Source organism: Robertmurraya siralis, from assembly GCF_005502275.1.
Lineage (GTDB): Bacteria > Bacillota > Bacilli > Bacillales > Cytobacillaceae > Robertmurraya > Robertmurraya siralis.
Map to the genome: position 1 here is coordinate 230,810 of NZ_SWLZ01000002.1, position 23,376 is coordinate 254,185.

Consider the following 23,376-nt stretch of genomic DNA (forward strand, 5'->3'; position numbering starts at 1 on the left):
TGATTTTCCACTGATAGCACAGATCAATTTTATACCACCTTCTGTTTGGATAATTTTAGCGAGTTCAGACGAATGAAACGTTAAATAATGAACAAAAATAATGCCAGAAGCTTGACTGATTTCACTTACATCGCCTTCTTTTTTTGCATAATTCCCCAATTCTTTTCATTGTCGTTTGCAATAATTCCTACACATTACATCGAAAAGTTTGAAAAAATATAATAAAAAGAATGGATGCCTCTTTAATATTTTTATTCTTTTGGAAACAACGTTGACCAAAAACTCTTAAATGTCCAGCTTGATTCTTTACTTTCAATCTGTTTTTTATTCTCATGAGCTTTTTCACATAAGATTTGTTGACTATCAATCTCTTCTTCACCATCTGCTCTTTTCACATAATGATACTTTCCCGTTGAATCTTGTTCACGTGCTTTGCAATTGTCTCTAAGCATTAAATTTAAAATATCATGAATTCGCAGCTTCAGGTCGCTCTCAAGAATAGGAAAGAGAATCTCAATTCGATTTTCCATATTACGGGTCATTAAATCCGCAGAAGATAAGAACACTTTATTCACACCGTTATGATGGAAACCATAAATTCTCGTATGCTCTAAAAATGTGCCAACAATACTGCGTACCGTAATATTTTCACTAACCCCTTTTACCCCAGGGCGCAAGCAACAAATTCCCCTTATAATTAAATCGATTTTCACCCCAGCAATGGAGGCTTCATATAATTTCATGATGAGCGTTTTATCTGACAAAGAATTCATTTTCAAAATCATTTTCCCATTTCCAAATCGTTTATGATAAGCAATTTCCTCATTAATAAGCTCTATAAAAGCATCTCGAATCCCAAAAGGGGCAATAGCCAGATAATAAAACGTCGGTTTGACCATATAGCCACTTAGAAAATTAAAAAAATTTGTCGCATCTATCCCAATTTTATGATTGACAGTAAACAATCCCATATCTGTATAAACTTTTGCTGTTGCATCATTATAATTCCCCGTACCTAAGTGGACGTATCTCTGGATACCTCCATTTTCACGTCTCACAACGAGGGTAATTTTGCTATGTGTTTTCAAATGGGTCATTCCATAAATAACATGGCACCCTGCCATCTCCAATTCTTTAGCCCATTGAACATTATTTTCTTCATCAAATCGCGCCTTCAGTTCGACTAAAACCGTTACTTGCTTGCCATTCTCCGCAGCACGCTTAAGGCTGTTGATAATTGGAGAATCGCCGCTGACCCGATAAAGCGTCTGTTTAATGGCAAGAACATCTTTATCATCAGCAGCTTGTGAAATAAAGTCGATAACCGGTTCAAAAGAATCATACGGATGGTGGAGCAAAACATCACGCTGCTGAATAATTTGAAAAATATCTCCTTCCCCTTCTAAATCAGCAGAAGGTTGAGGGATAAAAGAGGTTCCAACTAAATGTTCGTGTGTAGCTTCAATGGTTTTTATAAACGAAAAAAGAAAGGTCAAATCAAGTGGTGCTTGTAAGGAATAAACATCATTTTTATGAATTTCTAACTCCTCGATTAAATAATCAATTACCTGCCTATCACTGCGCTGCTGTTGCACTTCTAACCGAACTGCCGCTCCCCACTTCCGTTTCTTTAATTCCTCTTCAATCTCATGCAGGAGATCCTCAGCTTCGTCCTCATGAATATTTAAATCTGCATTACGGGTTATCCGAAATGGAGTGGCAGATTTAACATTATATCCTAATAAAAGCTTGTTAATGAACTTAGCGATAATCTCTTCTAAAAGAACAAACACCCTTTCGTCGTTCTCTAATGGCAATTCGACATAACGATTGATAACAGCAGGAACTTGTACTATAACAAGATTTCCATCAAAAGGAAAATGCTTCTTTTTTTCAACTAGCTTTTCTTCAATCACAACAGCAAGATTAAGCGATTTATTTAAGAGCATTGGAAAAGGTCGATAGGCATCCACTGCCATAGGGGTTAATACTGGAAAAATCTGTTCATCAAAAAAATGCTCCAGAAAAGTTAACCATTGTGGTGAAACATCATCTATTGATACAAATTTGACACGTTCTTTTGCCAATAATGGCGTTAACCGATTCAGATAGGCATGGTCTTGTATCTTTACGAGCGTATGAGTCAATTTAGAGATCGCAGATAATTGTTCCTTCGGAGTCAATCCAGCCTTATTTTCAGGCCTATTATAGCCTGCTTTCACTTGATCAAGAAGACCAGCCACACGTACCATAAAGAATTCATCCAAATTGGAACTAAAAATGGATAAAAACTTAAAACGTTCTAGCAAAGCATTCCGTTTATCCAATGCCTCTTCTAATACTCTATAATTAAAATCCAACCAGCTTAATTCTCTATTATTGTAATGATCAGGATTATTTAAATTTACTGCTACAGAGCTTTCATCAGCTGTTTGCACTAATCCCAACTCCTTTTTTCTTTCTAACATCATTACAGTACACTATTAATGTAAAAATTTTGTAAATTATATGTATTTTTTTGTTTATTTTTAGGCATGGTGATTTTTCTAGCATTTATATAGTTATAATAGTTAGATAATCATTTTTAAAGGAAGTGTTTTAAAATTGAAAAATAAAGTTGTAGCATTAATCGATATGGGCTCCAACTCTATTCGTTTAGCGATATATCAGATAGATTGCGTGGGTCATTATAAAGAGATCCAAAAAGAAAAAGTGGCTGCACGTCTTATTAACTATATGGAAAACGGCAAATTATCGAAAGAAGGAATCGAGCTTGTCATTACGACACTGAAAGATTTTCAAAGGACTATGAATTCACTGGAAATTGATGAACTGATTGCATTTGCGACAGCCGCCATCAGACAATCATCTAATCAAGAAGAAATCTTAACCGAAATCAAAAAACAAACGGATATTTCGATAAAATTGTTAAGTGAGTATCAAGAAGCTTATTACGGATATTTAGGTGTGATTGATTCCATTGAATTAAAGGATGGCATAACCATTGATATTGGCGGCGGAAGTACAGAAATTACCCTCTTCCACAAACGAAATTTAGTGGAATTTTTCAGCTTTCCGTTTGGCGCCGTTTCCTTAAATTCGAAGTTTGCTTTTGGGGAACAGGTTACAACAAAACAATTAGGGGAACTTCGAACATTTCTACTTTCGCAATTTCAAAATCTTCCTTGGCTTGCCAATGTTAACTATCCGATTATCGGAATCGGTGGAACGGCCAGAAATCTCGGAAGAATTTATCAAAAAGCACAGCATACAAACGAACATTCACTAACATTCGATGATATAAACAAAATCTTATTAGAGCTATCTTCATTATCCGTTGAGGAGCGTTCAAAAATCAAAGGGTTATCAAAAAAACGAAAAGACATTATTATCCCGGGAATTATAACATTTTTAACTCTAATGGAGGTTGTACAAACACGTCACTTTATCTTTAGCGAAAAATCAATTAGAGATGGAATTTTAAAGGAAAAGTTAAGTGTATCAGGTGAGCAGCATAATATCATTTAGTTGGGCCCGTCTTAACAGACTATGCAGAAGAAGTTGGAAATAGAAGAAATCCGGAACAAAAAGGAAACGAACCAGAAAACACAGAGCGCAAATTTTTGTATACGAAGGAGCCCCCATCCCGTACACAAAAAATTGAATAAAATTGTTTTGTTTTGGAGTAGATTCACACATGATAATGGGCTTGACTTCATGAGCACTCCATGCGGACACGAGTTTTATTTTTTCGTTTGAGCGTGTCCTCTTGAGCTCTTCATGCGAACATGGTTTTGCTTTTTGCGTTTGAGTTTGTCCTCATGGACCCTTCATGCGGACATGACTTTGCTTTTTTGGCTTTAGTTTGTCCTCATGGAACCTTCATGCGGACATGATTGCCGTTTTTTCACCCGAGTTTGTCCTCATGGAACCTTCATGCGGACATGATTGCCGTTTTTTTGCACAAGTCTGTCCTCATGGAACCTTCATGCGGACATAATTGCTGTTTTTTCACCCGAGTTTGTCCTCATGAGCACTTCATGCGGACACGATTTTGCTTTTTTCCTCTTGAGTTTGTCCTCATACGAGTTTGCTTTCTTCACTTAAGTATATCCTCATAGATACTTCATGCGGACATATTTAATAAGATCGGCAAGTTTGCCTGAATATTTTTTGTTCTATACAAAATAGAACAGATTTGTTATAATAAATATAGAACAGATTGGAGGAAGAATGATGATCATTCGAATTGAATCCGAATCAGACATCCCCATTTACTTGCAAATATCGAATCAAATTATTGAGGGTATAGCACGGGGATATATAAAAGCAGGGCAGGCGCTTCCATCTGTTAGGAGTTTTGCAGCTGACCTTGGCGTTAATATGCACACAGTCAATAAAAGCTATCATCATTTAGAACAAAAGGGCATTATTCGGATCGTTCCGAAGTCTGGTGCTGTGATTGCATCACCGCAGGATTTCAACGAGAGTACTATCAATAAACTTAAAGATGAATATAAGCATCTTATTGCTGAATCTTTAGTTATAGGAATGCCCACCATACAGATAACAGAGCTTGTTGATACTCTACTTGAGGAGTTTAAAAAAAGCAACGGGCAACTAAAATAATACAGGAGGTATTACGATGACTTTAACTATCTTTCTTTTTATCGCCATTATTATTGCCGGAATTCAAACAACGATTCCTTTTCTAGTAAATCGCTCCATCATTTTCGGAGTAACGATCCCTGAGAATTATTTGCGCAATGAGACGCTGCTCTCCTATAAGAAAAAATATTCACTGTTTGTAAGTGTGTTTTCGCTTATCCTTTTAACAAGCTATCTTTTATGGGCCCTCTTACAACCGGTCACCCAGGAGCAAATTGTTTTGATTGGAACGTTCCTTGAGTTTGCGATTATTCTCTTTAGCTTTGCCCTCTATTTTTACTTCCATGGAAAAACCATGCGGCTGAAGAAAATAAATCATTGGACTGAAAACTTAAAGAACATCAAAGTCGCTGATTTATCAGCACGCGCTCATGATGAAATGCTCCCTTGGCAAGTGTACTTACTACCAATGATAATTACGGTTGGCGTCATGATTTACACCATTATTCAATACGATTTATTACCGCAGCAAATTCCAACCCATTGGGGAGTAAACGGAGAACCAGATGCCTTTACTGAAAAAACAATGCTCTCAGTACTTCTTCTTCCTCTGACCCTTTTGATTATGCAGCTCATGTTTTTAGGCCTTCATGTAGGAACGAAGAAATCGGGCATTAAAGTAAACAGCGAAAGCACAGAAGTATCGCGACAAAGACAGCTTACCTTACGAAAATATTCAAGCTGGTTTATGTTTTTTATCAGTATGCTTCTTACGATGTTGATCAGCTACTTTCAATTACAAACCATTCACCCAACTATTTTTTCTGCAACAGCCATGTTCTTGGTACCGCTAGGCTTCCTTGTTCTTATCTTAGTAAGCGCGATTGTCTTTGCTGTCAAAGTGGGGCTATCAGATAAAAAAACAGCCCCGCAAATACAGGAGAAAATCGTCGACTCCAATGAGGATTCCTATTGGAAAGGCGGTCTCTTTTATTTCAACAAAAATGACCCATCGATTTTTGTTGAAAAACGGTTCGGTATTGGTTGGACAATAAACTTTGCTAATCCACTTGGTTATCTTATTGTCTTTCTGCCACTTATTGCGATTATTCTCTTTACATTTTTAGCGAAATAGTTGCCTGTTCGAAAAGTGTCAATATCATTGAAGCCATTATTCGCTATCTCCACTTCTTTTTTTGCTTGATGATCTTTAGGAAGAGCCGCTTACAAATTGGTCTCTTTGGAACATTCTTAAAGGGCACCCGAAAATCTCGGCTGCCCTTCTTCCATATCCCCCTATAAATAGCCCTTCTCCATAAATTGCAGTAATTCACTTTCGGCAACAACGATGTCATCTTTCGCTTTAAGACTAATTTTCTCTGCTGCTTCTTGCGCTTCTTTAATCGCTGCTTTTTCATCGACAGTTAATACGACACCATCTTCGACAATAATTTTCCCATCAATAATCACCGTTTCCACTTCATTCCCTCTCGCAGAGTAGACTAGATTTGGCACAATGTTACGGATCGGACTAACGATAACTGGAGTTAAATTTGGCTGCTCCATATCGATAATGATTATATCGGCTTTCTTCCCTTTTCGTAATGAACCAATTTCGTGTTCTAGACCAATTGCTTTCGCAGCTTCAATGGTCGCCATACGCATTGCCAGTGATGCCGGAAAAACAGTCGGATCACCGTATTTTACCTTATTCAAAATGGCAGCAAACTTCATCTCGTTGAACATATTATTATTATTGTTGCCAGGTGCTTGATCAGACCCTAACGCACCAACACCACCAGCCTGCAAAAATTTAATGATAGGGGGCACTAACCCGTCAATAATCCCAATGCTCCCCGCACAATAAATCATCGAGGCTCCACTTTCGGCCACGGTCACCGTCTCCTCATCATTTGCTTCCGTTAAGTGTACTGCAATAAGGCGTTCATCCAAATAATTAATTTCTGCTAAAAATGGAATCGATCTCTTGCCGTATCTTAATACCATTTGATTTATTTCCCGATCACCTTGTGCCAGATGCATATGTAACTTCGTATCATAGCTTTTTGCTATTTCACGTATTTCTAGCAGAAGCTCCTTCGACATCATATCAGGGCCATGAGGTCCAAACATAACCGTAATTCTACCATTTTCACTCTCATGCCACTTTTCCATAAGCTCTAAATTGTTCTTTAATTTTCGCTCACCAATCGCCGGATTAAATGGATACAACTCTCCTACTGGTACTTTGCCAATGTCATGAGGAATTTCATTAATCATTTCTGCTAATCTTGCTCTTGCCCCGACTTTGACGTAATTATGAACAAGCTTGTTCATCGATTCGTCATAATCACAAAAAGTCGTCGTTCCTGCTTTCACTCCTTCTATAATATTAACGAGCGAGCCTTTCATCGCATCATCAACTGTAACATGTTTATAAAATGGCCAAAGCCCTTTTTGCATCCAATTATTGATATCCTGTGCCACTCCCCGCAAAATGGAAAGCCCTGTGTGAATATGGGCATCAATGAATCCTGGCATAACGACTTTTCCTTTTGCATTGATCATTCGTTCTGCCTTAATATTTGCAAGGAGCTCATCCGTTCTGCCCACAGCGGCAATTAAATGATCTTTAATGGCAACAGCCCCATCTTCAATAAAACCGACACCTGGTCCTTCCATCGTTAAAACATGTGCATGCGTAATCACTAAATCTACTTTCAAAATGACGCACTCTCCCTCTATTTTTTCCCAGTCATCGCCCAAATAGCGATAGCGGTTTCATTCCCCGGATTAAAAAAACTATGTGGGAGTGTACTATCAAAATAGATACTATCTCCCACTTTTAAATGATGCTTCTTATGCTCAACTGCGACAACGATTTCGCCCTTCATGATATAACCACACTCTTCCCCGCTATGTGCTAGCTGCTTTAGATTTTCTGTATGAAACGGTTCTACTTGCAGTTCAAAAAATTCAATTTTTCGAAGGGAAGAGCTTCGAGTTAATAAGCGATAAATCACATTAGGGTGCAACATTTTCACTGTTTTTTGTTGTTCTCTTTTTATTACTTGGACAGAGCGATGCTCAATATTTTCAAAAAAAGAAAAAATTGGAGTTCCTAAAACATGACTAACCTTCCATAAAGTATCTAGAGAGGGGTTCGCTTGACCCCTTTCAATTTGTGAAACCATGCTTTGACTAACTTCAATTTTTTGAGCTAGTTCCTCAATGGTAAGTCCTTTCTCCTTACGGATATTACGAATTTTTTGACCAACTACAGTCGATGGAAAATTTGAATTTTCTGTCATCTATTACCTTCACCTCCCACTTGACCGAGATAAAATTTAATGGCCCTTTTAAGCAATTTCGGAAAGACCTCTGTTGAAAATTTAACTTCTAAACGTTCCGTACTTTTATGTGCGTCCTTTCCGAACGGGCCGATGTTGATTGTGGGAACATTAAACTCTCTAATCGCTGCGATCGGGATATTATATCCATTCCCGAGCAATGGCATATTTTCATAGATGGCGCTAAGTGATTCTTGATCATTAAGCATTCGACAATAACTAACATCAGATAATCCGTTAAAAAAAGGTTTTACTTTAATTTTTTCCTGAAACTGTGTTTCGCTTTCTTCAATAATAAAAGCAACCATTTTTGAAATACGCTCTTCTTGCTTTGTTGTATGGTTCAAATACACATGGGGGTAATACGGCGGTGCAAGCATTATTAAATAAAATGGGGCCTCATGGGCAAAGTAATTCATCAGTTCAACAGCTATATCCACTGTTTGCTCACGAAAATCTTTTTCCTGCTGATTGGCTATAATTCTCTCTAACGATTGAACAAACGGACTTCCATAGTCTTTCTGCCCTCTTTCATACAGCTCAGCAAAGGTAAACACAGCCGGTCGAAAAGCTCTCTCTTTCGTTTCATCGAATGCCAAATTATACGTTTGATATTTTTCCACAACTTTTTTATGAATCGATGCTGCTGATTCTAAAGCAATCTCCTTAATTGTTTCCACAATCTCGTTTGGCGTCCTTTGAAGCGTCAAGACATTATATAAGGCATATGCAACACTTGGAGTTTGGACATTGTATTGCTCTTTTAAATCGGTCACCTTCAAACAAGTTGGCAGGGGGCTGATCTCTTCATCCTTTTTATCTACTAGCTTGTTCGACAGTTCCATTTTCGTTACTAAATCAGCGACCATCCAACCTGCATTTAAACCTTCCAACGGTTCACCAACATGCGTTTCTTTGCCAACACACATGATTAAAGGCAACAGTTTTCCAACCGATCCTGTATAAATATACTTTTCCTCGCACCCTGGTTCTGAGGCAAAGCTTGGTTCCGAACATATACAAAGCTCATATTCCAACTGATGTGTTTCTTTTAATGTATTTAAAAAAGGAATGACAGCAAACATGCCATCAGAATTGCGCTCTTCATCAGGAGAAGCTATTAAAAGCAGATTTCCAGAAAAATTTTCCTCGTCCATAAGCGCTGAAAGAACGGCAATTTGTCCCGCAAGACCTGCCTTCATATCCATAATCCCTCTAGCAAACAACCACTCACCACTGGAAAGATCTTCAACCACTTCAGGATCAAAAATCCTTTCGTTTTTTAATAGCTTCGTATAGGCTTCTGGAGCAAAAGCATGTTCTTTTAAATTACCAAAATCCTCGACCCCGACTACATCGAAATGACTTAACAGCACCACTGTTTTACTAGAAGGACTCCCCTTCCCTCTAAAAAGCGCAACTACATTTTCCCTGCCAAGGGGGTCACCTTCAATCGGAACTTTCATTACATTTTCAGGATTTTCTTGAAAATAAGGCAGCTCCAGCAAAATTTTGCAGATTTCGTTAGCCATCTCTACCTCACCGGCAGTATTAGAAATACTAGGAACTTGAACGAGACGTTTGATTAACCTTTCAATATCTGTTGAGCTGACATATGTCACGTAATCCATTATATCTACTCCTTAAAGACTATATAGTTTAAAATACAACATTTCCAGCACAATTCCAATTATTCATTATTTTCAAAATTTAATAGACATTTTAGGCAATTATAAACTATACTTATAAAAACTACAATGTTTTTAATATTTATTAGTAGGAGGGAGCTAATGACTAAAGTAACGATTCAGGGAGAACGGTGGTTTCCAGCGGAGGAATCCTTCTCAGACGAATTGCCTAAACTTTGGGGCGACTGGTATTGCGATTCCGAAACCGGCAAGCTTAGAGATGTTTTAATGAGAAGACCTGGAAAAGAAATCGAGATCATTTCAGAGAATAATTATTCAATATATCGTTGGAAAGCTCCAATGAATGTTGCCAAAGCACAGAAGCAACATGATGAGCTAGCAAACATATATCGACAACACGGCGTAAATGTACATTATGTTGAAACGCAAAGAGATGATCGACCGAATTCTCTATTCATGCGTGATCAAGTATTCATGACGCCTGAAGGTGCGATCGTCTGTCGCAACGGAATTTCTGCCCGTCGCGGGGAGGAGCGATTTACAGCGGAAGCACTTGGTCGTCTCGGTGTTCCAATAGTAAAAACGATCAATGGGGACGGTTGGTTTGATGGAGCATGTGGAATGTGGGTTGATCGTGAAACGGTCATTATCGGCACGGGAGCTAGAGCGAATAAAAACGGAGCTGAACAAGTAGAGTCAGAATTAAGAAATATGGGCGTCAGTCATATTATTCGCTTTGAAATCCCCTATGGCCATGCTCATCTTGATGGATTAATCAATATTGCTGACAAAAAAACGGCTGTATTGTTTCCTTGGCAAGTACCTTATGATGTCGTGAAACAATTAATAGATAGGGGTTTTACAATTATTGAAGCTACAGACCTTGAAGAAATTAAGGTAAAAGCTTCTATTAATTTTGTTGCCCTCGAACCTGGTAAAATCGTTATGCCAGCTGGATGTCCAGATACAAAGTCGAAGATGGAAGCTGCCGGCATTACGGTTATTGAAACGGATATGAGCGAAATATTAAAAGGTTGGGGAGCGATTCATTGTATGACTGCTTTTCTAAATCGAGATCCAATTAACTAAAATTTGCTGAAAAGGTGCTGAAATAATATGAAAAAAATATCAATGATTCTCATAATCATTTTTGCTGTAATTCTTGCAGGCTGTACGAAGGAAGCTAGTAATGGAGAAACTGTTCCATCTACAATTGACAATGTTTTAAAAAATAAAAAACTCGTCATTGGAACAGCTCCAGGCTATTTCCCTTTTGAAATGATTGATTTAAATGGGGAGTTTATGGGATATGACGTAGATACGGCCAAGGCCATTGGCGAAGCATTGAACGTTGATGTCGAGTTTAAACAATTTGGTTTTGATGGATTAATTCCTGCTCTTCAAACAGGTGAAATTGATATGATCATTGCCGGAATGACTATTCGTGGTGATCGTGCCTTAGCTGTCAGTTTCGCCAACCCTTATTTTACAACTGGACAAGTATTAATGCTACCAAAAAGTGATACGACAACAAAATCATGGGAGGATTTAGATCAAGCGGGAAAGAAAATCGCTGTATCACTCGGAACTACAGGGGCGTTATTGGCGAAGCAATTATTTAAAGAAGCGACAGTTGTAGATTTCGAAGATTTTCCAGCAGCTTCATTAGCGTTAGTGCAGGGACAAGCAGACGGAATCGTCTATGATGAACCAGGTGTTCGCACATATGAAGCAATGAATGCGAATAGTGTTCGCGGTGTATACGATTTAATTTCAGCAGAAAATCTCGGTATCGCTGTAAGACATAATGACTTAGAAACCGTACAATGGTTAAATTCATTTTTAGAGTCGTATAAAGGTAGTCCAGCAGAATTGGAGTCTTTTGAAAAATGGTTTAATAGCGCTGACTGGATGAATGATGTAAAAGAAGAATAGAGAGCTATAAATTTTAGATATCTAGGGGGAAGAATGGATGTATCAGCCAGACTGGAGTGTCATTCCTCAGAATATGGGCCTATTTTTGGAAGGGATCTTACTCACATTGGAGATCTCGGCTCTAGCATTGGTCATCAGTATTCCAATTGGGATTATATTAGGATTATGCCGTATTTCAAAAAACAAAATCATTTCGTTTTTAGCAACTACTTACATTGAAATCATGCGAGGCGTTCCACTCCTTGTCCTCCTTTTTTGGATATTCTTTGTAATGGGCAGATTTTTGCAGCTTGGGCCATACTGGTCCGCGATTGTCGGATTGGCCGCATTTTCCGGAGCATTCGTTGCAGAGATTGTCAGAGCGGGAATTCAATCAGTGCCTCGCGGGCAAATGGAGGCAGCTCGTTCTTCAGGAATGTCCTATGTCCAAGCAATGAGACTAATAATCTTACCGCAAGCATTTCGAAAAGTATTACCACCTTTAGCATCACAGTTTATTATTTTAATTAAAGATTCATCACTCGTTTCCGTTATTTCTGTAGTCGATTTGACATTAGTAGCGAAAAATCTAGTTGCCACTTCCTTTCGTTCTATAGAGGTTTGGACATTTGTTGCAGTATTGTATTTCATAATGACCTTCACCCTCTCGCAAATCATCCGATTTTTAGAAAAGAAATATAACTCATATGATTAACAGAAAAAGAGGTGAAGCAAAATGATTTCAATCAAAAATGTACAAAAACGATTTGGAGATAATATTGTTCTTGATGATATTAATTTAGAAATTCCCCAGTCAAACGTTTTTGCGTTAATCGGCCCAAGTGGCGCCGGGAAAAGCACACTAATCCGGACAATCAATGCCTTAGAAGGCATTGAGGAGGGTGAAATTATTGTGGATGGAAGCTCCATCCATCATAAGCAAACAGATATTAACAAGGTGCGTACAGAGATTGGGTTCGTTTTCCAATCATTTAATTTATACCCATTTCTTAGCGCTCTGGATAATGTCACCATTGCACCTATCAACGTAAAGAAAATGGGGAAACAGGAGGCACAAGAAAAAGGAAAACAACTGTTGGAATCGCTGGGGCTTGGCGATAAAATCAATTCCTATCCATCTCAGCTTTCCGGAGGGCAGCAACAAAGGGTTGCAATTGCCCGTGCTCTCGCTATGGATCCAAAGGTCATGTTATTTGATGAACCAACCTCTGCTCTCGATCCAGAAATGATTAAAGAAGTGCTGGATGCGATTCGAGGCTTGGCGAAGTCTGGAATGACCATGATTGTCGTTACACATGAAATGGGATTTGCACGGGAAATGTGCGATCAAATTGTTTTCATGGCCGATGGAAAAATCGTTGAGGTTTCTCCGCCAGACAAGTTTTTCACAAATCCCGACTCGGAAAGAGCTAAAAGCTTTCTATCAAAAGTATTAAATCATTAATGTCCAAAACCCGGCAGTCCGGTTAAATACGGTTAACTCACAATTCGGTGCAAAGCTTGCAGAGAAGTCATCACACTGAAGAGGATATGCATTTTCGACAATTTAATTAATTAATTTTTCATCATTTAAATTCATTGATAAGAGAGGCGATAAAATGCCAGTTACACAAAAAGTCACTGTCCAAGGTGAACGGTGGTTTCCATCAGAACAACCCTTTTCTAATGAAATAAAAGAACTTTGGGGAAATTGGTATTGTGATTCAGAGGTAGGAAAACTTAGAGCTGTTTTAATGCATCGACCAGGAAAGGAAATAGAAGGAATCACCTCGGAAAACTTTCATGATTTTCGTTTTCGAGCCCCTATCAATCCGGAAAGAGCACGAAAACAGCATGATGACTTAGCTAATGTTTATCGCACACATGGTGTAGAAGTTCATTATATCGAGGGACAGCGTACAGATCGACCTAACGCCATGTTTATGCGTGATTTAATGTTTATGACACCGGAAGGAGCAATCGTATGTCGACCTGCCATTCCAGCCAGGCGCGGCGAAGAAAAGGCAGTTGCCAAGACACTTGCTTCATTAGGCGTCCCAATCATCAAAACGATTAATGGCGATGGTTATTTTGAAGGGGCAAGTGCCATGTGGATTAACCGTGAAACTGTCATTATCGGCACCGGAAGCCGTACAAACGAATCAGGCGCATGTCAAGTAGAAACCGAGCTGCGCAACATTGGCGTGAAAAATATTATCCGCACGCAAATTCCATACGGTTCCATCCACCTAGACGGTTATATGAATATGGTAGATAAGAACAAGCTTGTGATTTTCCCATGGCATGTAACCTATGATTGTGCGAAACAACTGCTCGATCTCGGAATCGAACTAATTGAATTTACCAATATTGACGAACTTAAGCTGGGAATGGGCTTGAACTTTGTAGCCCTTGAACCGGGAAAAGTCGTCATGGTGGCGAATAATCCTTATACAAAGCAGCTATTAGAGCAAAATGGAATTGAAGTCGTTGAAGTGGTACTTGATGAGTTATTAAACGGCTGGGGTGCGATCCACTGTACAACCGCTTTTCTCAATCGAGATCCGCTAAAGCCATAATGAAGAAAAATCGTTCCCTTTAACCAAAAGCCTGTTGCCACCAAGTAAAGAAAAATCAGGGTACTGACTTAGCTTATGGGCTGACATTTCAAGGAGACAAGCTGCTTACACCAAACATTTTTGGAGTTAAAACTTGGCTTTGTAATAAGCGGGTGTTGATTTTTGTTCATTTCGTGTGAAGTCAAGGCTCTAACGAAATAAGCCCCGAAAAATATTTTATCAACAGTATGGATGAACTTATAAAGAAGGCATTTGGAAGTACAAAAACCACTTCCCAAATGCCTTTTTTATTACCTATCCATTTACAAGTTTTGAGCGAAGCTTATTCGAGATAAACTCAATAATCAGAATGAGGATTACTAAACCGATTAAAATAGATCCTACTTGCTCCCATTTATAGCCTTGCATCGCAAAAATGAGTGGAGCCCCGATTCCACCCGCTCCAACCAAACCAAGAATAGCCGCTTCACGCATATTCATATCAAAACGGTAGATCATAACCGATAAAAAGATCGATGCCAACTGCGGAATAATGCCGTAACGGATTTTTTCGAATGTTGTACAGCCGATAGAAGTCATTGATTCCAACACTTTCACATCTAATTCTTCAATCGCATCGACGTATAATTTAGCTAGCATCCCGATGGAAGTAATACCTATTGTTAATACACCTGCAAAAGGTCCCGGCCCAGTCACCCTGATAAACATCAAGCCATACACTAGCGCAGGAACAGTACGAATGAAAATTAACAATAAACGAATTATCCAAGAGATTGGCTTTGGAACAATGTTGGAGGCAGCCAAAAACGCCAATGGCACCGCTAAAATAGCCCCCACGATTGTTCCTAATAGCGCAATCGCAAAAGTTTCCCACAATAAATAGATAACGCCTTTATCTGAAAGATTAAACAAAAAGTCTAAATCTGGGTTTAAAAGTCCACCAACTATATTAGAGGCAATCTTCATGCCATTACTGTCCAATTTAAGACTAAATTCAGTTACAGACCACGCCAGCAAAATCACCACGATTGCCACAACTGTAAGGACGTAACGATGATTGCGAGGTGCTTGCAATAACTGTTTTTCTATTGTCGTCATACCCCGAACTACTCCTTTAAATTAACTTTTTCCTAAAGTGCTCACTAATGGTCTCAATCGTGTAAACGGTAATGACTAACATTAAGACGATCATCCCTAGACTTGAATAATCGCGCCAGCCGATCGTTTCATTAATCAATTTGCCAATTCCTCCTGCTCCAACATAACCAAGAATGGCTGCGTATCGAACATTTCCCTCAAAACAAAACAGAGATGTGGAGAGATAGCCAGGCAATATTTGCGGTATGATTGCATAACGAAATGCTTCAATTCTCGTCATACCAATTGATTCCATCGCTTCAAATGCTCCCATATCGACATTTTCAATCGCTTCATACATTAATTTTCCCACATAGGAAATCGTGAACAGAAAAATAGCAACCGTCCCTGCTGTTGCAGGCAAATCAAAAACATATGTTGCAATTAATGCTGTTACAAGTGTTGGCATTGTCCTAAGTAAACTAAGAACGGTCTTACATACCGCTACAATAACCCTATTTTTTATAATATTTGCAGAGGCAAGTAAAGCAGCAGGCAATGCAATCAATGCCCCTGCAACAGACCCAAATAAAGACATCTTAAGTGTCGACATCAGTTCCGGCCAAATACCATCAATATAACCCCAGTTCGGCTTAAGCATCTCTTTAATAATGATAAAAAACTCAGAAATACGTTTAAATAGAACTTCAAAACTAAAGCCTGTTACTTGAGCAGAGTAGTAAACCGCAATCATGACAATGAGCAGAATGAGCGGGGTACGAGATCTTTTTTCTAATACGACTCTGCCATTCGATAACTCAATTTTTTTCGGAGGAAAAATTTTATCATACATGTGCATGACTCTCCTCTAACGCAGCTTTCAATTCTTCAATGTTGCCACTATAAATTTCGTGGAGAATCTCATCCGTAACCTTTGCGGATTCACCATCAAAAACGACTTCTCCTTTTCGAATGCCAATGATGCGATCGGCATACTCAAGCGCTACTTCAACATGGTGAATATTCATGATAACAGAGATATTCAACTCTTGATTGATTCTCTTAAAATCATCCATCACTAGCTTTGATGTTACCGGATCTAACGAAGCAATCGGTTCGTCCGCTAAAATAATGTCAGGATTCTGAGCCAATGTACGAGCCAAGGCTACACGCTGTTGTTGTCCGCCTGATAATTGATCGACACGAACATACGCCTTGTCAAGAATGCCTACTTTATCTAACGCCTCAAGAGCCTTCCTTTTTTGTTCCTGTGTATAAAGTCCGGTTATCTTGCGCCATAACGGATTATCTGGAACAAAGGAGACGAGAACATTTTTAAGGACGGTTGTTCTCGTAACAAGATTAAAAGATTGAAAGATCATCCCGATCCTTCTACGAAAACGGCGAATTTGTTTCCCTTTTAGATTAGAGACATTCGTTTCATCTACATACAGTTTGCCATCTGTTATATCATGCATGCGATTAATACAACGAATCAGGGTAGACTTTCCTGCACCGGACAAGCCAATAACCGCAACGAATTCACCTTGATCAATTTTTAAGTTGATATTTTCCAATGCTTTTGTTCCATTTGGGTAAACCTTTTCAACATTAATAAACTCTATCATGGGTAATTCTCCATTCTTTGAAATGTCTCACATTCATCATAAACGTGAAAAAGTGAGAACATCCTTAAATATGATGTTCTCACATGTATATAACCTCTCACTCATCGCAGTTTACTATTTTAAATTCTTTAGAAATTCTTGTGCATCTCTTTCGCCATCGTAATTAGAGCCTTCTGCTTTTTGATAGCCTTCATGACTGTAAATAGCAATTACTTCTTTTCCTGCTTCTGTTTGAGCGATGTTGATGAATGCATCTTGAATTGCCGCTTTTAAGTCATCTGTCATGATTTCAGAGTTTTTACTTATGGAAACCGTATCGTTAAAAATCGGTTGTGTCACACCAATTACATTAGTCTCGTCCCAGATTGTCGCTTCACGTGCGAAATCAGTTGTCCATTTATCAACATTGTCGCGTCGTGCATCTGCGTATCCAACAACAATATCCACTTGTTCTGCTGCTAATTTCGCAAATGAGTCACCATATCCATTCGACTGAACAGCATTGTCTATATCTGTAATGCTCTTGCCGAACTTATCTTGTAACCATAAAGTCGGATAAATATATCCAGCCGATGAAGACGTTGATTGTACAGACCATCTAGCAGTCTTTAAATCTTCCCAAGTTAACTCTTCACCATTGTTTACCTTTTCTGCAAGCTCTTGTCCTTTTTTAGAAGGACCCGCAATGATAATACTGCGATAGTAAGTTGCTTGCTTATCTTCCAACCCTTCCGTTGGCTTATTCTCATTCCAATCCTTTGGATTTTCGGAGTCATTTGATAAAGCGGCACGCGTTGCAGTTAAAACCACTTCAGCACCATCATCATATAATACATACGTTCCACCTGGAATTAACCCGACATCCGTGGTACCTGCTGAAAGAGCTTCTCCAACAGCTTCATATGTTGTACCAACATTAATATCTACATTTTTTACATCATAGCCAAGATTGCCCAGCTCTTCTTTTAAAAGCTCTTTGAGTGGTTCAGTCGCTGTTACAATTTCTTCTGGATCACGTGACGGTACGAAACTTACTTTGAGTGTATCAATACTAGTATTTTCTGAAACTGCCTCGGAATCACCATCCGTGTTCCCTTCATTGCTCTCCGTTTCATTGTTTGAACTACAGCCCGCAATGATTGCCATAAGCAAAGCTAGTCCAATTAAAAATCTCAGTTTGTTTCTCATTCATTTTTCCCCCATCGTTTCACTAATTTTGATTCAAACCACTTGCAAGAAAAAGTATAGCATAAATAATATTAAACTATGTAAAGTATTTGTAAAAGTTGTTATCTTTCGAAGTTTCTTGTCGTTTTTTGTTTTTTGGAGATATAATGAACTAAGAAATAAATGAAAAGGACCGTTTTAAATGAAAATGAATGAATCGTGTGAATTGGTTATACTTGAGACAAGCGACATCCACGGTAATATATTCCCGATAAATTATGGCAATCAAAAGAAATCAAACTCAGGCTTTGCAAAAATTGCCCATCTTGTTAATGAAGAAAAGGAAAAATTCGATTATACGCTGCTCATCGATAATGGAGACGTTATCCAAGGAACTCCATTAACCTATCATTACGCAAAATTTCTTTCTAATAAAAGAAATCCGCTGATCAGCATCTTAAATCACCTCAAATATGATGCGGCTGTCATTGGCAATCATGAATTTAATTATGGAATGAAGTTGCTAAAAGAAGCTGTGCAGCAATCTCATTTTCCTTGGCTATCAGCCAGTATCATCGCGGAAGAAAATAATAAACCCGTATTTGGCCCTCCCTATTTTATAAAAGAATTCCCCAATGGATTAAGAGTAGCTGTTTTAGGAGTTACTACCCATTACATTCCAAATTGGGAAAATCCGAATCATATTGAAGGCTTACTGTTTATAGATACATTTGAAAGTTTAAAAAAATGGGTTCGGTTTTTAAAAGAAAACGAAAGATTTGATCTACTTGTTGTTTCCTATCACGGTGGTTTTGAAAGAGATATAATCAGCGGGGAAGCAACGGAGTCTTTGACAGGAGAAAATCAAGGTTATGAAATTTGCCAAGAAATCGAAGGCATTGATGTTCTCTTAACAGGCCATCAGCATCGCACGATCGCTACTGAATTAAATGGGGTAACAATCGTACAGCCTGGGTTTAATGGTCAAGCTTTAGGGAAGGTCGTCCTTCAATTTAAGCATGATAATGAAAAATGGCAAATCGTCAGCAAGTCTGCTGAATTAATAAAGGTCAGTGAGTCTACCCCTGCTGAAAAAGAGGTGCTAGCATTGGCAGAAGAGTTTGAACAAGAAACGCAAAGCTGGCTCGATCAACCGATTGGTGAAATTGTGGGCGATATGACGATCTCAGACCCATTTCTTGTGAGAACCGGCGATCATCCACTGATTGAATTTATCAACAAAGTACAAATGGATGCGGCTGGTGTCGATATTTCCAATACAGCTCTATTTCATAATGAGTCACCAGGTTTTCCCGAGCACGTGACGATGAGAGATATTGTTTCCAACTATATTTATCCAAACACCTTGAAAGTAATTCGTATTTCTGGTCAAGATATTAAGGATGCTTTGGAAAAATGCGCTTCCTATTTTACTTTAAATGATAAGCAAGAGATTGCTGTTAATCCTTCTTATATTGAACCAAAACCTCAGCATTACAATTACGATATGTGGGAGGGAATTGAATACGTTTTAAACATTTCAAAGCCTATTGGCTCACGTGTTCAATCACTTACTCGTAATGGCGAACCGCTTAATCTAAGCGGACAATATGAAGTTGTCATGAATAACTACCGTGCTGGGGGAGGCGGCGACTTCGAAATGTTTAAAGACAGACCTGTTATAAAAGAAATTCAAACAGATATGACAGAGATACTTGCCGACTATTTTTTAAAAAGAAAAACCGTTGCAGCTAGCTGCGATCATAATTGGAAAGTAATTTCCTAAAACATAATGGCATTTCGGAGTTGTTTTCCAAATGCCTTTTTTATTACGCACCTGACTGAGAGGGCAAAATATTACGTGACTCAATAGGAACAGGATGAAAGGGAGATTCGTAATGAATATTGAAAAGATAAAATACTTCATCGATCTAGTTGAGTGCAAAAATTTTACTGAAACCGCAAAGAAGAATTTTGTCTCACAAACAACAATAAGTCAACAAATCGCATCACTTGAAAAAGAATTCAACACGCAACTAATTGATCGAAAACAGATTCCGATAGAACCGACAGAAGCTGGTTGGTTGTTTTACAGTGAAGCCCTTTCTATTTGGAAGCAGTTTAATCATATGAAAACGAAGATGGCCTATTATCACAAAGAAAAGAAACATATGCTATCCATTGAATATTCAGCTATCACCGATATGGAAAGTTTATTAAAGTTCATTCCTTCTTTTAAAGAAAATTACCCCAATATTGAACTGGAATTAAATAAAGTGCTGTTGAAGGATATTTCCGATTTTTTGAAAAAGGGGACCTTTGACATCGCCATCGCTTTTGACTCCGCTTTTAAAGGGAAGAATGATATACAAACCTATCCAATCTATCAAGGGCAGTATTGTGCCGTTTTAAGTCATCAACACCCTCTGTTCCAGTACACATCTATCTCAAAAGAGGAACTCTATCATTACCCACTCGTGATGTTAAGTCCAGCGGCAATTGGTGATTCCTATCATTTAATGCTTCAACATGCATTACAGGATGGGTATGAACCCCATATTATACGAACGGTTGATGATGTCGAAACAGAGCTTTTCCATATTATAACCGAAAATTTAATTGGCTTCTTTCCAGATAATTATCAACTACCTTATGCCACTGAAGAAGTTCGATTAATCCCAATAGAGGATTCTCACCATACATTTAAAATCGAGATAGGCTATTTAAAGGATAATCGCAATCCTGCCTTGCAACCATTTCTCCAGCAAATGTATGATTCGTTTTCCCAATAGGGAATGCGCTTTTTCTATTAGACTTTGCTCAATATTTCACATACTATATAATTGTAAGGAGATTTAAAAAGGAGTGTGTGGAAGATGGGTAAACTATTATTAACTGGCGTCGATGGAAATCTCGGTAAGCAGGCCGCAGCCTATTTATTAGACTTAGTAGATAAGGATCAAGTAATCTTTTGTGGTTATGACCCGTCATCATTAAAGCAATATGAAGAGCAAGGTATTGATACACATGTAACCAATTTTAATAAACTTGACGGTCTTGCTGAAGCATTTGCCGGAGCTGATAAAATTGCTTTAATCTCTATGCCATTTGTAGGGGTAAAACGGCAAAAGGCGCATAAGAATGTCGTCGATGCCGCCAAAGCGGCAGGAGTCAAGCAAATTATTTATACATCATTAGTAAACGCGACAGATGACACCAATCCAAGTGTTGAAAAAATCGATCATGCCTATACAGAAAACTATATTAAAAGCGTTGGCCTAGATTTCATTTTTCTTCGTAATTCCCAATATGCAGAAGCAATGATTACAAACTACTTCACCTTCGTCAAGACAGATGGAGTATTGAAAAACAGCCAAGGCGATGGAAAAATGGCCTATATTTCTCGAAAGGACTGCGCTAAAGCAGTTGCCCATGCCCTCGCAACTAACGATTATCATGAAGCGATTTTAAATATTAATGGTCCAGAATTATTAACCATTACTGAGTTTGTTGCCGTCGGTAATGAAGTTACTGGCCACAATATCAGTTATCAAGAAATTACTGATGAAGAAAACTATCTTATTTTTGATGCGATGGGCGTGCCGCGAACAACTGACGGTATCTTTAAAGAAGACTCAGAAGCCCCGTTCTCTTCTGAAGGCATGGTTACTTTCGCACAAGCCATTCGCCTAGGGAAAATGGATCAATTTACCGATGACTTTGTAAAGCTTACAGGTCAACAACCAATAACGGTTAAATACATGTTTGAGCACTCTGATGATTTTCAAGTTGGAGAGCGCCATTCAAAAGATAATTAACATAATGACTCCCCAAAAGCTTTTACTTTCGGGGAGTCATTTATAAAACCGATGGATGCTCCTCTGTTCATTCCGAAGCAAAGGTGATCTTAATGATTAAACTGTCATCCTCCAACTTGACAAGTGCAACCAATTTTCTTTTTCCTTATAATCAGGCATGATTTTCCCAACAAGTCGCCAAAAGGAGCGGTCATGGTTAAGGTGAACCATATGACACATCTCGTGGACAACCACATAGTTGATTACCGCTCGCGGCGCCATTGCCAGCCTCCAGTTAAAGGTTAGCCTGCGATTGGAATCGCACGTTCCCCATGTTTTTTTACTGTCCGTGATTTGAATAGACCGTGGCTTTGTTTGGAAGTTACCTTGATAAACGGCAATACTTTTTTCCACTAAAGCTTTGCATTGTTGGTAGTAAAATCGTTTTAGAGCTTGCTTAATTTTCTCTGCATCACGCTGCTTCACGTAAATATGTAGTTTCTCTTCCTTAAACTCGACCCGTTCATTCATATCTTCAAAGATTTGAATCGGATAGGAATTGCCTAGATAAAGAAAACTTTCTCCATACTCATTAGTCTTTTCTTCTTGTCCGCGAAGCCGGGACTCCATCTCCCTTCTTTTCCCTTGAATCGTGTCCCAATGCTCCTTTATTACCTGACGCACTTTCTCATCAGATGTCCCCTTTGGTGCATGGACTTCCACCGCTCCATACCCATCCATTTTGATGGCGATCGATGGACGATTCTTGTATTTAATTTCAATATAAATCGATTCACCTAAGTGCGTATATATCATATAATTTATCCCCTATATCGAACAGTCAACCCTCTTAAAAATTTCCTCGCAAAATTATCTCCACATTGCTTATAATTTTTATGTCCTTCTTTTCTCAATAAAGCTCCAAGTTCTCCTTTCGTCACCCTAATTCCTCCTTCATCGAAAATATCCAGCATCTCCTCGGTCGTTAATGCTAAAGCAATTTTCACTTTCTTTAATAAAAGATTATTCATATTCGTATGGTTACGAATCGGGGTCTCTTCCTTTACAGGCTGACCAGGTTTTGGTTCTTGTTTTCCCCTTTTAAAAATAATGAAGCCATTAAGAAATGAATCCAACATACGGTTATCACATTCAATATGCTCTTCACTTGCTTCTGCAAAATCGTCTGTTCTCGTTAAAATCTTGACGACCTCTGGAACGGTTACACTCATTCCACCCAGTTTAAAAATTTCTGCCATTTCTTTGTTTTTTAAATCCATCGCAAATCTCAAACGAATTAATATATCGTTATTATCCATTATTGAACCTCCTTTTCGGCATCAGTTCCAAAACACTGATTTCCATGTTTGCGTTCTTTGTCGCCCTCATTTATTTCTTGTTAAATATAATACTTTTTAGTGATATAATCCATATTTCATTATTCCTTGTAAGCGGCAACAACGTAAAAAAGCCTGCTATATGCAAGCTTTTTTATAATTTATTGTTCGTCATCTCAACATCCTTTTCAAAGATGTTACTATCCTGCATGAGTATCAGTAAAAATATCTAACTCCATAAACTGACGACATACACGTTTTTTATACACA

At 38.4% G+C, this 23,376-nt stretch carries 21 protein-coding genes; 11 read left to right on the forward strand and 10 right to left on the reverse strand.

Features of this window, described 5'->3' with window-relative positions:
* Positions 1–251: 251 nt before the first annotated feature.
* Positions 252–2,438, reverse strand: coding sequence for an RNA degradosome polyphosphate kinase (locus FCJ93_RS04080; protein ID WP_235879408.1), 2,187 nt, complete (start codon positions 2,436–2,438; stop codon positions 252–254).
* A 166-nt stretch (positions 2,439–2,604) separates the two neighbouring features.
* Here FCJ93_RS04080 and FCJ93_RS04085 point away from each other — a divergent pair, with 166 nt between their 5' ends.
* From FCJ93_RS04085 to FCJ93_RS04095, 3 genes are all read left to right on the forward strand, one after another.
* Entirely contained in the window at positions 2,605–3,528 is a 924-nt protein-coding gene (locus FCJ93_RS04085) for a Ppx/GppA family phosphatase (RefSeq protein ID WP_235879409.1), read from the forward strand.
* A 708-nt stretch (positions 3,529–4,236) separates the two neighbouring features.
* Positions 4,237–4,629 carry a GntR family transcriptional regulator gene (locus tag FCJ93_RS04090; protein WP_095308855.1) on the forward strand — a complete coding sequence of 131 codons (393 nt, stop codon included), beginning with the start codon at positions 4,237–4,239 and terminating at the stop codon, positions 4,627–4,629.
* A gap of 16 nt (positions 4,630–4,645) precedes the next feature.
* The gene (locus tag FCJ93_RS04095) at positions 4,646–5,743 is read left to right on the forward strand and encodes a DUF1648 domain-containing protein (RefSeq protein WP_137742997.1); all 1,098 of its coding nucleotides are present in this window, start codon (positions 4,646–4,648) and stop codon (positions 5,741–5,743) included.
* Between the two features lie 161 nt (positions 5,744–5,904).
* Here the strand turns inward: FCJ93_RS04095 and FCJ93_RS04100 are convergent, their stop codons facing one another.
* From FCJ93_RS04100 to FCJ93_RS04110, 3 genes are read right to left on the reverse strand one after another with little or no spacing between them, the layout of a single operon-like run.
* Positions 5,905–7,332 (reverse strand): amidohydrolase family protein, encoded by a 1,428-nt coding sequence (locus FCJ93_RS04100; protein ID WP_095308863.1) that lies wholly within the window; start codon positions 7,330–7,332, stop codon positions 5,905–5,907.
* Positions 7,333–7,349: 17 nt separating this feature from the next.
* Positions 7,350–7,919 (reverse strand): helix-turn-helix domain-containing protein, encoded by a 570-nt coding sequence (locus tag FCJ93_RS04105; protein WP_095308868.1) that lies wholly within the window; start codon positions 7,917–7,919, stop codon positions 7,350–7,352.
* Positions 7,916–9,589, reverse strand: coding sequence for a M20/M25/M40 family metallo-hydrolase (locus tag FCJ93_RS04110; RefSeq protein WP_137742998.1), 1,674 nt, complete (start codon positions 9,587–9,589; stop codon positions 7,916–7,918). The genes FCJ93_RS04105 and FCJ93_RS04110 overlap by 4 nt, the downstream gene beginning before the upstream one ends.
* 159 nt (positions 9,590–9,748) lie before the next feature.
* Between FCJ93_RS04110 and FCJ93_RS04115 the strand changes: the two genes are divergently transcribed.
* The 5 genes from FCJ93_RS04115 to FCJ93_RS04135 all read left to right on the forward strand — a co-directional run bounded on the left by FCJ93_RS04115 (position 9,749) and on the right by FCJ93_RS04135 (position 14,100).
* Positions 9,749–10,696, forward strand: a complete 948-nt coding sequence (locus FCJ93_RS04115; RefSeq protein ID WP_137742999.1) for a dimethylarginine dimethylaminohydrolase family protein — start codon at positions 9,749–9,751, stop codon at positions 10,694–10,696.
* A gap of 27 nt (positions 10,697–10,723) precedes the next feature.
* Positions 10,724–11,542: a transporter substrate-binding domain-containing protein gene (locus FCJ93_RS04120; RefSeq protein ID WP_095308883.1), complete on the forward strand. Its 819-nt coding sequence runs from the start codon at positions 10,724–10,726 to the stop codon at positions 11,540–11,542.
* 37 nt (positions 11,543–11,579) lie between these two features.
* Positions 11,580–12,236, forward strand: a complete 657-nt coding sequence (locus FCJ93_RS04125; RefSeq protein WP_095308888.1) for an amino acid ABC transporter permease — start codon at positions 11,580–11,582, stop codon at positions 12,234–12,236.
* Positions 12,237–12,257: 21 nt separating this feature from the next.
* Positions 12,258–12,986: an amino acid ABC transporter ATP-binding protein gene (locus tag FCJ93_RS04130; protein WP_095308893.1), complete on the forward strand. Its 729-nt coding sequence runs from the start codon at positions 12,258–12,260 to the stop codon at positions 12,984–12,986.
* 154 nt (positions 12,987–13,140) lie between these two features.
* On the forward strand, positions 13,141–14,100 hold the full coding sequence (locus FCJ93_RS04135) for a dimethylarginine dimethylaminohydrolase family protein (protein WP_137743000.1): 960 nt from the start codon (positions 13,141–13,143) through the stop codon (positions 14,098–14,100).
* Between the two features lie 294 nt (positions 14,101–14,394).
* On the opposite strand, the gene phnE (FCJ93_RS04140) is transcribed toward FCJ93_RS04135, so the two are convergent.
* The 4 genes from phnE (FCJ93_RS04140) to FCJ93_RS04155 form a co-directional block, all read right to left on the reverse strand.
* The gene (phnE, locus tag FCJ93_RS04140; protein WP_095308904.1) at positions 14,395–15,198 is read right to left on the reverse strand and encodes a phosphonate ABC transporter, permease protein PhnE; all 804 of its coding nucleotides are present in this window, start codon (positions 15,196–15,198) and stop codon (positions 14,395–14,397) included.
* Positions 15,199–15,214: 16 nt separating this feature from the next.
* A complete protein-coding gene (phnE, locus tag FCJ93_RS04145; protein ID WP_095308910.1) occupies positions 15,215–16,030 on the reverse strand; it encodes a phosphonate ABC transporter, permease protein PhnE in 816 nt (271 codons plus the stop codon).
* Complete coding sequence (gene phnC / locus FCJ93_RS04150; RefSeq protein WP_095308916.1) at positions 16,023–16,805, reverse strand: phosphonate ABC transporter ATP-binding protein; 783 nt, start codon at positions 16,803–16,805, stop codon at positions 16,023–16,025. The genes phnE (FCJ93_RS04145) and phnC overlap by 8 nt, the downstream gene beginning before the upstream one ends.
* 114 nt (positions 16,806–16,919) lie before the next feature.
* Positions 16,920–17,993 (reverse strand): phosphate/phosphite/phosphonate ABC transporter substrate-binding protein, encoded by a 1,074-nt coding sequence (locus FCJ93_RS04155; protein ID WP_095308921.1) that lies wholly within the window; start codon positions 17,991–17,993, stop codon positions 16,920–16,922.
* A gap of 181 nt (positions 17,994–18,174) precedes the next feature.
* On the opposite strand from FCJ93_RS04155, the gene FCJ93_RS04160 reads away from it, so the two are divergent.
* The 3 genes from FCJ93_RS04160 (at position 18,175) to FCJ93_RS04170 (ending at position 21,790) form a co-directional block, all read left to right on the forward strand.
* Complete coding sequence (locus FCJ93_RS04160) at positions 18,175–19,758, forward strand: bifunctional metallophosphatase/5'-nucleotidase (RefSeq protein WP_137743001.1); 1,584 nt, start codon at positions 18,175–18,177, stop codon at positions 19,756–19,758.
* 112 nt (positions 19,759–19,870) lie between these two features.
* Entirely contained in the window at positions 19,871–20,764 is an 894-nt protein-coding gene (locus FCJ93_RS04165) for a LysR family transcriptional regulator (protein ID WP_095308934.1), read from the forward strand.
* A gap of 84 nt (positions 20,765–20,848) precedes the next feature.
* Positions 20,849–21,790 (forward strand): NAD(P)H-binding protein, encoded by a 942-nt coding sequence (locus tag FCJ93_RS04170; RefSeq protein ID WP_095308941.1) that lies wholly within the window; start codon positions 20,849–20,851, stop codon positions 21,788–21,790.
* Between the two features lie 96 nt (positions 21,791–21,886).
* Here the strand turns inward: FCJ93_RS04170 and FCJ93_RS04175 are convergent, their stop codons facing one another.
* Together FCJ93_RS04175 and FCJ93_RS04180 are read right to left on the reverse strand one after the other, a co-directional pair.
* Complete coding sequence (locus FCJ93_RS04175) at positions 21,887–22,585, reverse strand: M48 family metallopeptidase (RefSeq protein WP_095308943.1); 699 nt, start codon at positions 22,583–22,585, stop codon at positions 21,887–21,889.
* Between the two features lie 5 nt (positions 22,586–22,590).
* Positions 22,591–23,088 (reverse strand): YehS family protein, encoded by a 498-nt coding sequence (locus FCJ93_RS04180; protein WP_095308945.1) that lies wholly within the window; start codon positions 23,086–23,088, stop codon positions 22,591–22,593.
* Positions 23,089–23,376: the final 288 nt, after the last annotated feature.